General features: G+C 51.6%; 11 protein-coding genes. 10 read left to right on the forward strand and 1 reads right to left on the reverse strand.

The features are described 5' to 3' along the window. Positions 1–22: 22 nt before the first annotated feature. The 6 genes from ACIPF8_RS17395 (at position 23) to ACIPF8_RS17420 (ending at position 9208) form a co-directional block, all read left to right on the forward strand. Positions 23–772 (forward strand): molecular chaperone, encoded by a 750-nt coding sequence (locus tag ACIPF8_RS17395; RefSeq protein WP_400423389.1) that lies wholly within the window; start codon positions 23–25, stop codon positions 770–772. Between the two features lie 322 nt (positions 773–1094). After that, positions 1095–1790: a response regulator gene (locus tag ACIPF8_RS17400; RefSeq protein WP_400423391.1), complete on the forward strand. Its 696-nt coding sequence runs from the start codon at positions 1095–1097 to the stop codon at positions 1788–1790. Positions 1791–1957: 167 nt separating this feature from the next. Then, positions 1958–2677: a response regulator gene (locus tag ACIPF8_RS17405; protein ID WP_400423393.1), complete on the forward strand. Its 720-nt coding sequence runs from the start codon at positions 1958–1960 to the stop codon at positions 2675–2677. After that, a complete protein-coding gene (locus ACIPF8_RS17410; protein WP_400423395.1) occupies positions 2677–5124 on the forward strand; it encodes an ATP-binding protein in 2448 nt (815 codons plus the stop codon). The genes ACIPF8_RS17405 and ACIPF8_RS17410 overlap by 1 nt, the downstream gene beginning before the upstream one ends. 352 nt (positions 5125–5476) lie before the next feature. Continuing rightward, a complete protein-coding gene (locus tag ACIPF8_RS17415; protein WP_400423397.1) occupies positions 5477–8197 on the forward strand; it encodes an ESPR-type extended signal peptide-containing protein in 2721 nt (906 codons plus the stop codon). Between the two features lie 255 nt (positions 8198–8452). Continuing rightward, entirely contained in the window at positions 8453–9208 is a 756-nt protein-coding gene (locus ACIPF8_RS17420) for a response regulator (RefSeq protein WP_400423398.1), read from the forward strand. A gap of 215 nt (positions 9209–9423) precedes the next feature. On the opposite strand, the gene ACIPF8_RS17425 is transcribed toward ACIPF8_RS17420, so the two are convergent. After that, positions 9424–9795 (reverse strand): hypothetical protein, encoded by a 372-nt coding sequence (locus tag ACIPF8_RS17425; RefSeq protein ID WP_400423400.1) that lies wholly within the window; start codon positions 9793–9795, stop codon positions 9424–9426. A 126-nt stretch (positions 9796–9921) separates the two neighbouring features. On the opposite strand from ACIPF8_RS17425, the gene ACIPF8_RS17430 reads away from it, so the two are divergent. The 4 genes from ACIPF8_RS17430 to ACIPF8_RS17445 all read left to right on the forward strand — a co-directional run bounded on the left by ACIPF8_RS17430 (position 9922) and on the right by ACIPF8_RS17445 (position 11855). Next, positions 9922–10221: a hypothetical protein gene (locus ACIPF8_RS17430; RefSeq protein WP_400423404.1), complete on the forward strand. Its 300-nt coding sequence runs from the start codon at positions 9922–9924 to the stop codon at positions 10219–10221. A 55-nt stretch (positions 10222–10276) separates the two neighbouring features. Continuing rightward, a complete protein-coding gene (locus ACIPF8_RS17435) occupies positions 10277–11107 on the forward strand; it encodes a hypothetical protein (RefSeq protein WP_400423406.1) in 831 nt (276 codons plus the stop codon). Continuing rightward, on the forward strand, positions 11068–11403 hold the full coding sequence (locus ACIPF8_RS17440; protein WP_400423407.1) for a hypothetical protein: 336 nt from the start codon (positions 11068–11070) through the stop codon (positions 11401–11403). Before ACIPF8_RS17435 ends, ACIPF8_RS17440 begins: the two co-directional genes overlap by 40 nt. 212 nt (positions 11404–11615) lie before the next feature. Continuing rightward, on the forward strand, positions 11616–11855 hold the full coding sequence (locus ACIPF8_RS17445; protein ID WP_400423409.1) for a major coat protein: 240 nt from the start codon (positions 11616–11618) through the stop codon (positions 11853–11855). Positions 11856–12022 lie beyond the last annotated feature (167 nt).

The raw sequence follows: 12022 nt of genomic DNA on the forward strand, positions 1-12022 counted from the left end.
TGACAATTAGGGGATTAACTTCATGAAATTCGCTTACTTATTCGTCGCAGCGGCTTGTCTGGCGGGCTTGTTTTCTGCGCCAACTCAGGCGGCGGTGGTACTTAGCAGTACACGTGCAATCTATCCGGTAAAGGAGCGCGAAATTACCGTCAAGCTGACCAATGATGACCAAAGCCAGCCACGCGTGATACAAGCTTGGGTTGACGATGACGACTGGCAAGGAACACCTGATAAAATCGAAGTGCCGTTTACGGTGACGCCACCAGTATTTAGGATGGAAGCAGGGAAGAGTCAAGCATTGCGCATCGTCTATACCAGAGAAAATTATAAAGGAAGGCCATTAGCCAATGATAAGGAATCGGTGTTTTGGCTTAACGTATTGGCGGTGCCTCCTACTGTAACCAGCACTGAAAACACCTTGCAGTTTGCTTTCCGCACACGCATCAAGCTGTTCTTTCGTCCTGAAAACCTAGCGGGAAAACCTGAAGACGCGGTGTCTGCATTGCAGTGGCGGTGGCGTGCCGACGCTGCCAAGCCAACGCTGGAAGTCCGCAACCCCAGTGCTTACCATGTCTCGTTCGGCAGCATCGCGCTGACGGCGGAGGGGCAGGAAATCCACAGTGATGATACGCCCATGCTCGGTCCGGGCGGCGTACAGGAAATTGCCTTCAAAGGTTTACGGAAGACACTGGCGGCTGGGGCCAATATTCGTTTCACTACCGTGAATGATTATGGCAGCGTTGAAGAGCATACAGCTGTCATACAGCCGTAGCGTGATCTTCATCATCGCGATCGGTCCCGATTCCGGTTGGTGTTCTTAGGGGCACGCTATTCTTGTTGCTTATTGGGCGATTCGGTAACGGCGTCAATGCCGGCGACGCCATCAAATTGGGTCAGTTTTCCGATCTAATTCTTGCGCCCATATCATTGTCCTTATCTGCGCAAGGGCGATGGGGAAATGGCTCTCATCTTTCCTGCGTTGCCGCGAAACCAATCTAGAACGTGTCCTTAGCTGACGCAGATCCGCGTTCCTGCCACCTGAACATACGCCGGTATGTGGACCTTCACTAGTCCAAAAAAACAAAGGAGACATGATGTCTACGCCATCTTCCGTTCGTCCCATACGTTTGATGTTGCTGGACGATCACCCTGTCATCTTGACGGGCCTCGGCGCAATGCTGGCGAAACAGAAAAATATGATCATTGCCGGTAGTTTTACTTCCAGCAGCGCGCTGGTTGATGCATTGCACGTAACCACTGTCGACATCATCCTTCTTGATTATGAGCTGCGCCGCGACGACGTAGATTGTTTCAATCTCATCCGAGCTTTGAAAGCCCAATTCCCAGCAATACGCTTGCTGATCATCTCCGCTTTTCATAGGCCGAACATTGTTGCGCCGGCAATGCGCTATGGTGCAGACGGCTTTGTTGGGAAAGAACAACCGTTTGAAGATGTCTTGTCGGCGATTCGCGCTCTCATGAAAGGACAGGTTTACTTGGATGAGGGTATGCAGGCTAAAGTAACGCTCGGCGGCGGGAGTGAAATCTCGCCGTTTTATTCTCGGCGCCATGAGTGCGTCGATCTGCAAAGCGGTTTTTCAAAATTAAGCGGACGCGAACAAGAGGTGCTGCGTTGCTGTCTAGATGGCTTGTCGGTGACGGAAATCGCGGCGCGATTCGGCCGCAGTATCAAAACCATCAGTTCGCAAAAGACTTCGGCTTATAAAAAATTGGGCATAAAAAACGAACACGAATTGCTCAGGTTGCACTACAAGTCGGGTGCATTATAAATAGACATAGTTATTTGGCCCAATTTTTGCGAGAACCGATTGCCGAAACGGCAAACATTTAAAAGATTGCCAGGAAGAATTCTTTTTTCGGCATCTAAATCACATGTCTGCTATATTTAATGACATCGTTTCATCCTGTCGTTCTCTAGGAATTTGGAAACATTACCATGACATTTCCGTCCAAGGCGTTACCTACATCGTCGGCGAAACGGACGCGATTGATGATTCTTGATGATCATCAGCTCATCTTGAGCGGAATCAATCAGACGCTCTCGGCGAGGGATGACATCGATATCGTTGGTAGTTTTACAAGCAGCGGCGAATTGCTCACAGCATTACGTAGTGCGGAGCCGGATTTGGTCATTATGGATTATGCTTTGCGACCGGACGATGCTGACGGCCTCAACCTGATCCGGTCAGTGAAAGCGCAATTTCCCGAAGTTCGCCTGATAGTGATGTCTGCGCATCACAGGCCTGCTATTGTTTCGCTAGCGATGCGTTGTGGCGCTGATGGTTTCATAGGCAAGGAACTGCCGCCAGAGGCGATATTCACAGCAATCCGTACCGTGATGGGCGGACGCTCCTATCTGGGGCCAGATATGATTGATAAACTGAGATTCGATCAGATATCCATCGATTCCCCGGTCCCGGACGCCTCGCAAGAGCTGGACAGTACCAACATGCTGGTACTGTCCCCAGAGCTCTCCAAGCGCGAGCGGGAAGTGCTGCGTTGCTGTCTAGACGGCTTGTCAGTGACGCAGATCGCCACCAAATTCTCACGCAGCGTGAAAACCATCAGCGCACAAAAACAGGGCGCCTATAAAAAACTCGGCATCAGCAACGACCATGAGTTATTCAAAATACGCGAACAATTAGAAAATCCATAATGCGTTGCACTGTCATCCTTTTCTTTGTCTCTATTTTCTTCAGCTGTTCGGTACATGCGGCAGAACCTGTTCCCGTCTTCACTCCGGAAGAAAAGAAGTGGATGGCGGCGCATCCCGTGGTGAACTACGGTATTGATCCGACCTTTTACCCCGTGCAGTACGTGGAAGAGGGGCAGCATAAAGGATTGACTAAGGAATATATTGATGCGATAGCACGAATTACCGGTTTGAAGTTTCGACTATGTCCGGTACCGATTACTGGCGCACAATCCGTAAAAGATCTGATGCATGACGGTCAAATCCAGCTGGTGCCGGTTGCAATTGAACGGCTGCAGCTGGAAAGTACCAAGGAATTTATATCGTACAGCCAGCCGTATTATGTCGGGACTACGCTCATTGTTACGCGAGCCGACACGCCGATCATATTCTCTCCAGCCAAATTAAAGGGAAAATCGGTCGCTATCAAAGGTGGCGGCAGTTATGTCAACATACAACGCGTTTTTCCAGACATTCGGTTTATCGACAACGAAGGAATAGAACAAGCTTTAGATGCCGTATCTAGCGGTAAGGCCTATGCTGCGCTCGGCAGTGATATCGCTATCAAATCGCTGTTGCAGCGAAAGTATAGGCATACCTTGCATATTGCCGGCAGCATGATCGATTTGCCGATCGTCTTGGCAATGGGTGTCAGCAATGACGATCCGCTCTTGCTATCGATCGTCAACAAGGCCTTGAATGTGTTGACTGCGGAAGATACTGACGAGCTGGATAGCCACTGGATGTCCACAATCGACTATGGCGCACCTTCTGTGATTTCGATCGTTCGTTACTATGCGACCGAATTGACGACCTTGATCATCGCTATTGCTTTACTCGCACTATTTGCGCGCTACGCTCGCCTGGCGCAGCGTAGGGCTCAACGCAGTGAAGCTGAAAAGTCCATGTTTCTTGCTGTGATGAGTCATGAAATCCGCACGCCGATGAATGCCGTACTCGCTTCGATTGAATTGCTCAACCGGAGCAATCTCAATTTTCAACAAAAAGAATTAGCAGACCTCGCTAATTCGTCGGCAACCAACCTGGTGGAGTTGCTTGACGATATATTGCAAACCTCAAAACTCGATGCCAAACGGCTGGAGCTCGAACTGCGCCCGACCGATTTGACGCGTTTGGTGAATGGCGTCGTGGACAGCAATCGATTGCGTGCGCAAAACAAGGGATTGCGGCTGCAGTTATCCTTGTCACATCTGGACGGCGCGGTGCTCAATCTTGATCCAGTCCGCGTGCGGCAAATACTCTACAACTTGCTTTCGAACGCCGTCAAATTTACCGAGCAAGGAGATATCACGCTTGAGGTACAACTACGTGCCGTGCAGACAGGAAATGAAGGCCACGTGTTGACGCTGAGTGTGCAAGACAGCGGAATTGGTATTTCGGTTGAGCAGCAGGCGCTTTTGTTCCAGCCTTTTGCGCAAGCCGATAAATCGACCACTCGCCATTACGGTGGAAGCGGTTTGGGGCTCATGATTTCCAAGCAGTTGGTGGAATTGATGGGAGGTGAAATCGCCCTTGATAGCAAGCTTGGTGTAGGCACGCGCATTACGGTGAGTTTGCCCGTAGCTGTCCTGGATCCAGCGCTGCTGCCGGAAGAGCGCCATGAAGCCACGAGCACCCCTGCATTTGCTTCGCCATCCACGTCGCCGATACTTGTAGTGGAAGACCAGCCGGCAAATCAATTCGTCATTGAACGCCAATTGCAAGAATTGGGTTATCGCGCAACCATCGTCGGCGACGGACAGACTGCGCTTGATCTCCTTCGAAGAGGCCAGCAGTTCAGTATTGTGCTGCTCGATTGTTATATGCCAGGCATGGACGGCTATGAACTGGCACGCGCTATTCGCTCGTACGAACAAGAAAGTAATATACGCGCCATACCTTTAATTGCCATCTCTGCGGCCACTGGCGAGGAGCACATGATCAAGTGTGTTGATTGCGGCATAGACGGTACTTTATCAAAACCGCTGAGCCTGCGCGCATTGAAGAATTTGCTGGGATTATGGCTGCCGCCTCAGCAGCCCCAAGCGCTATCCGAGAACAGCACGGTTGTCGATTATTCCGAGGAATTTCTTGCTTCGGCTCAGCAGAAAATTGTGCTGGAGAGCCAGCAGACATTTCAAACCGCATGCGCTGAAGATTTGTCTGCGTTAAATATCGCATTAGAGAAAAAAGATATTGCCCAGGCCGCGTACTACGCCCATCGCTTGCATGGCGTTGCGTTGATGAATGACGCGATTGCGTTTGCCAACCTGGCAAAGAGATTGGAATGCGAATTGCATGACGCCTTAGAAATTTTCTCACAGTGGCATTGCCAGCTTGAAGACATGCGGCGTGCCTTATCGAGCTCCGCTGCACGGAGTTCGGCGACAAACAGTCATGCCATCGAATAAGCATGAAGAGTGCCAGGAAAACATTCTGTGTGTTTCCCGTCGGTATGCAGCATCTTCGTAGCTATACCCGAAAATTCATATAGCCACACACCGCTGCAGTCACGAAATGGCGGAAATAGTTGGCGCCGCTGTGCCTGATTATTTCCCTGCTAGGCAAACAAATTCCGGTGGGCCGATTCGACGTTGATACCGGCGATTTTTCCCCGCGTTGTCAGATAAAAATCCCGCCGTCACTTTAACGAATGCACAAATTTTAACAACATAGAAAATTCTTTCAGAGTTTTCTCATATTTCTTAAGTTATCTTTTATCTAGACTCCCTCTGGTCGAAATTCAACCCATTTGGAGTCCATATGAATCATTCTTTTCGTGTCATTTTTCAAGCAGCAACTGGTACATACACAGCGGTTTCTGAATTAACAAAATCTAATGGCAAGACTAAATCTAGCCGTACTTTGCTTAGTGCGGCAGTGGCTGGCATGTTGGCCTTGGGTGCTTCTGCGGCCTTAGCCAGCGAAAGCTGTGTATTGACCAATGGCAGTAGCGGGATTGTGAATGAAGTAGGTATATGCGTGCTCGAAAACCCCTTGTTAAGGGGCGGCAGTGATGGTGGTTCGGCGCCAGGAAACGGGTCTGTTGCACTTGGCCCAAGCTCCGTAGCAAGCGGAGTGGACTCCACCTCAATAGGTGCTCAAAACATTGCCGCCGGTGTCAACTCTACCGCCTTGGGTAATCAGGTCACAGTCAATGCTAGCGGCGCCATCGGCATCGGTGGCGAAGCGGGTCAAGTCATCAAGGTCGACGCGACCTCAAGTGACGGTGTTGCCATCGGAAGTGCAAGTACAGTGACAAATTCGATCAGTGGAATTGCCCTAGGAAATAAGTCCCATGTCACTGGTGCGACTAATGGCGTTGCCATCGGTGATTCTGCCAATGCCAGTGCTGCAAATTCGGTTGCACTAGGTGCGAATTCAGTGGCCAATACCGCCAACACGATATCCGTCGGTGCGACCGCTTCCGAACGCAAGATCGTTAATGTCGCCGCTGGCACTCATGGCACAGACGTGGCTAACATCGCCCAACTTACCCCGGCTTTGACAGCATTGGGGGCAACGATTAATCCGACAACTGGCGCAGTGACTGGGCCAACTTATGCCCTCAATAACGGTGGTACAACAACTACCGTCGGTGCTGCTTTGGCGGGGCTTGATACCGCGGTGACTAACAATACAACGGGTATTACTAACCTGACGACCAATTTGAATAGTGGCAAAGTCGGTCTGGTGCAGCAAACCGCTGCTGGTGCCGATATTACTGTTGCTGCTGGCACAAATGGCACGGCTATTGATTTCGCAGGCACGGGCGCTACGACGCGCACGCTAAAGAGTGTGGCCGCTGGTACTTTAGGCGCAAGCAGTACGGAAGCGGTCAATGGTGCGCAATTGTTTGCGACCAATACGCGTTTAAGTTCGGCTGAAACCAGCATATCTACATTGCAAACGCAAATTGGTGACGTGTCCGCCGGAGGTGTGCAATACGACGACGTCACGACCAAAAATCAAGTGACATTGGGTGGAACTGGCGCGACAAGGGCGGTTAAGTTGAGCAATGTTGCCAATGGCACTACCGCCTCAGATGCTGCCAACTTTGGTCAAATGACCGCCACCAGCACTAGCATCGCATCTGCCTTGGGCGGCGGTTCTGCGGTCAACGCCGATGGCACCATCACAGCACCAACTTATACGTTAAATGGCGTAGATGTTGCTGGCGGCGTTGCAGGTGCATTCACTAGCATCGATAATCGCGTTGTCCAAAATACGACCGATATCAATACATTGGCAGGTCAGATTGGCAGCGGCACCGTCGGTCTGGTACAACAAGCAGCGGCAGGCGCCAACCTGACGGTAGGCGCAGGTGCCGATGGCACGGCGGTGGACTTCACCAATAATAGCGGTGGCGCACGCACCTTGACAGGTATCGCTAACGGCGTCAACGCTGCCGACGCAGTCAATTTCAGCCAGCTGACTGCCACCAACAACAATCTGACGGCCCTCGACGGCCGGGTTGGCATCGCCGAAACCAATATCACTAGTATCAACACCACGCTGGCGAATCTGGGTTCGTCGATCAATGGCGCGGTCGTGTATAACAGCGACAAGTCGTCGGTCATGCTGGGCGGCGTCAGCGGCACCATGATCAACAATTTGTCGGCCGGCCTGATCGGCGCGGGTAGCATGCAGGCTGTCAACGGTGGCCAGCTATTCGACATGCAGACTGCCTGGGACAAGAAGCTGGCCGACCTGGCAGATTCTTCCGATATTGCTATCGGCGATCTCAAACAGAAGTATGACGATCTGAGTGACAAAGTGGACGACCAAGGCCAGCAGCTTGGCGATCTCGACGGCCGCGTAGGCGGCATTGAAACCGGCATCGCTGATGGCTCCATCGGCGGTGGCGGCGTCGGCAATGGCACGAACCCAGCAGGCGATATCGAGCTCGGCAATGGTGCGGTGGCGTCCGGCGACAATTCCAGCGCTATTGGCAGTGGCGCCACGGCCTCTGGCGATAACAGCACCGCAGTCGGTGGAAAATCGTCGGCAACCGGCGCAGATAGTACTGCGCTGGGAGCGAATTCGTCCGCCACCGGAAACAACTCGGTTGCCATCGGCGCCGGCTCGGTCGCTGATCGTGACAACAGCGTCTCCTTCGGTTCGACAGGTAATGAACGCCAACTGACCAACGTGGCTGACGGTACTGAAGCTACCGATGCGGTCAACAAGCGTCAGTTGGACGGTGCTATTAGCGGTGTCAACAATCGCATCGATCAACTGGATCGCCGGGTCGATGAAATGGGGGCAATCAGTTCGGCCCAGGCGCAAATGGCGATGAGCACCGCCGGACTGCTTGGCAATAATCGACTGGGTGTTGGGGTTGGTTATCAGAACGGCCAATCTGCGTTGGCGCTGGGTTACCAGCACGTTTATGCAAAGGGGTCGCGTACCTTGAACTTTGGTGGTGCTACGTCAACTCGCGGGACCGTGTCAGTAGGCGCTGGCGCAGGCTTCTCCTGGTAAGTACGTTGCATCGGCGATTTTGATTGGTGCAGAAGAAGGGAAGAATAGGGGGGGGCATCGCATTCTCTGTTCAGAACGCATCTGCATCAAAACACCGATGCAGACTATACGGCGTGCTTTTTTCCAAATGAGTAGCCATGATGGTCGTTCGGCGATGCGAATGACCATCATGAATTTATGATCGCGATCTTATTTTTGTATTTTAGAAGGTCGCATGCAAGGGCCGAAGGCGAAGCGTTGTTCAGGTAACGATGAATGAACGAGCCAGGCCCGAAGCAATTTAACAGATTTCGAGAAAGCCAACAGAGCATTATGAATGCTAAGTCACCTACCTCCCAGCCCATACGCTTAATGTTGTTGGATGATCACCCTATATTCCTGAGCGGCCTCGGGAAGATGCTGGCTAAACATGATGATCTTGCTGTCGTTGGGTGTTTTACCGCCAGCAACGCGTTGATCGAAGCTCTGGGGAAAACAGCTGTCGATATTATCCTGCTGGATTACACACTGCGCCGCGACGACGTAGATTGTTTCAATCTCATCCGGGCTTTGAAAGCCCAATTTCCTGCTATACGTTTGCTGCTCGTTTCGGCGTCTCACAAACCTCCCATTGTTGCGCAAGCAATGAGCTACGGCGCAGACGGCTTTGTGGGGAAAGAACAGCCGTTCGAAGAGATGCTGCTGGCTATTCGTTCGCTGATGAGAGGGCAGGTTTTCCTGCAGCAGGGCATGTTGTCCAAATTAGATGCTAACAAGAACAGCGCAATTGCAATCCAAAGTTCAGATCGCCATGATGCAGTCAATTTGGGAGGGTTGACGTCAACATTAAGCGCACGCGAACAGGAGGTCCTGAAGTATTGCTTGCATGGGATGTCATTGACAGAAATAGCAGCCAAATTCGACCGCAGTGTCAAAACCATCAGTTCGCAAAAAATTGCTGCGTACAGAAAGTTGGGGGTCAAGAACGAGAGGGAGTTGTTGAAGTTGTATTTTCAATACAATGATGTATGAATGTCGTTACGAGTATGCTATCCACCCGTTGAGTCCACAGCCAATAGCAGACATTCGCTGAACAGATTGAATCCAGGAATTCTGGCGACCGAAGCATATGGCGTGAAATCAGGCTCGGCAGACTATGGCAGAAAATTATTGCAAAAATGCGATTATTACGGACCTACATTAACTTCGCATAATTTGTAGAAAATCCAGTACCCTTTTACCTCATATCACCACGCTGAGAGCAAGCTCCGGCGCGGGGTACAGCGTGATATGAGTGATTCAAAATTTCCGGAAATTTTCTCAGCGACAACCGTTGCAGCGGCTACGGTGCCGAGTGCAAATTGCATCGAAATCCGCTCCCAATAAGCCCGCTTTGCCGGGTTCTTTTCTCGCGCTTGGTGAACAGCCGCCAGTGCCGCTCTTAGATCAACATTTGCCATTTCCGCGAGCATTGAAATCTCTGCTTCATCCGCAGGTTTCTTGCCATGAACTAATGCTGAAACCCTGCTAGGCGTTACACCAAGCCGTTGAGCAAGCGAATAGTCACTTGTCAATCCCTGCCGTTGTTTCGCGGCAACAATTAGTTGTATCTGGTCCATAAATCCTCCTTTTCCGCAACTTTACACCATGCGGCTCAATTGACAACCTGTCCAAACGGGCACTATCTTTCGCCTACTGCTCAAACGAACAGTATTTAACCCAAATCAATTGAAAAGGAATTAACCATGAGCGAAGCACCTAAGCAGCCCTTGCGGCCAAATCAAGCTGTCATCGTTGGTCGAATTGACAACGTTCGACAATTCGAAGTCCAAGGCAAGCGCACCTTTGAAACGCGTGTCATCCAAGCCGCCGTCGATCAGTACTCCTCTCCATCCGCTGTCGCGGTCATGTCCCATACCAAGCTCGGCAATCCAGGCGATGACGTTCAAGCCTTGGTATCCGTTGCCGGTTTCCGCGACAACTACAAGGACCGTGAAGGCGGCACCGTGCAGACGGCGCGCAACACCCTACGCGTGGTCGAGTAAGGCTTTTGACGTTGGGCTTGTCCCAGTTATCAACAACTCATACGCGGGTGCAAAAGTGGGTCAATACCAAGATGGTGTAGCGCTTTATGAAAAAGATTTTCAAGGGGTTCGAAAGAAGAATTCCGTTTTCGAAAACTTCGGTGCAAAGCCGTTTGATCCGCTGGAATTGGTCCGTGATGAATTGCGATACAAGCGCCTGCGCCGAAACATCGGCGTGGCTGCAAAGCTGCACGAAATCAGTGTGGCGAAGGGTCGCAAAAATCATAACGTCATCATGGTCACGCTGACGTATGAGGTTGATAGCTGGGAAGCAAAGCACATGGGTGCGTATCTCACCCGTGTGCGCAATTGGATGTTTCGTCGCACTGGCGAAAAGCTGAAGTATCTGTGGGTCGCAGAAATGCAGAAACGCGGCGTGATTCATTACCACGTTCTGTACTGGATGCCTCGTGGCATCACCATGCCGAAGGCCGATAAGCAGGGCTGGTGGCCGCACGGCTCAACGCGAACAGAGAAAGCAAATAAGCCAGTCGCTTACGCGATGAAATACGCTTCCAAACTTGATTCGAAGGATGGGTTCCCAAATGGCGCTAGAACATATGGTGTGGGTGGCCTCATTGAAGCTGATCGCGGTGCTCGTCGCTGGTTTAACTACCCTGGTTTTATTAAGGCGCGCTCGTCGGTCACTGACACGTGGAAGCGATCAGTGGGAGGTGGGTGGCTTGAACATGCAACAGGTCAATTATGGCCTTCGGAGTGGGGCCTTTGCCTTGTCACAAAACTCCGACTATCTATCGTCCGGCTTCACGATCACGGTCGCCCCCTCGATGTCGGAGGGCCATTCTCATGGCTGAAATCAAACCTCACGGTCGAGCAAACGCTTTGATGCGTACTGAGTACATGGTCGAGCGTCGTCGCTCCATTTGTTTGGGAATGCGTGCTGCGGCGGCGCTTGATCCGGATTTTTACATGGCCTACCTGATCGCAAATCATGATGATTTGGGCGCGGATTTTGTTGCTCGGCAGCTTGAGTGGGCCGAACAAATTTTGCAAGACCAGATGGCCGGCGTGCTACCGGGCGCGTTGCGTCCAGCCGCGCCGGTGAACAGCCTTCCACATGGCGAAGCCGGTGGAAGCGGCCCTACGGAGTCAGTTGCCCGCATACGGGCGTACTGGGAGTAATTCATGTTTGACGCTGTATCAGTACAGGATTTGCTCGTTGCTGCAGGTTGTGTTGTGACTTGGGGCATCGGGTTAATTGCAGGGTTGCTGTCATGAGCAATCTTGCTTTGGTGATCGGGGGCTTTACCAGTTGTTTCGCCCTCGGTTTCGTAATGGGTCGGTGGCTCAAAGCCATCCGGCAATTTTTTGACTCTATCTGAAGGAAAAATTAAATGAAACCAATCTCGAAAATTCACGCTCGCGTTCTGAAAATCGCTGCTCCTGCTGTTGCATTGCTCGCTGCCGGTGCTGCTCGCGCTGATGCAACGTTGGACCCATCTGTGGCGGCAGCATTCACCTCCATGCAAGCCAATGCAACTGCCGTGTTTGGTTTGGCTATGCCAGTCGTTGCTTCGATTCTGGGCATGGTCATCGTAATCAAACTGGTCAAGCGCTTCGGCAATAAGGTGTAACACGTATGCCACGTGCTGCCATCTTGCTGAGTAATTGCATGGTGGCAGCGTGTGCTTCCGGTGATTGTCGTCAAGTGTCTGGTCACATGCTCCCTGGCGCTAGCCGGGGGCATGTGACCAGACATTTTTCTTTTGCTGAGCGTGATTATCGTTCTCCTTTCAATCCT

Source organism: Collimonas sp. NPDC087041 (genome assembly GCF_044745265.1).
Lineage (GTDB): Bacteria > Pseudomonadota > Gammaproteobacteria > Burkholderiales > Burkholderiaceae_D > Collimonas.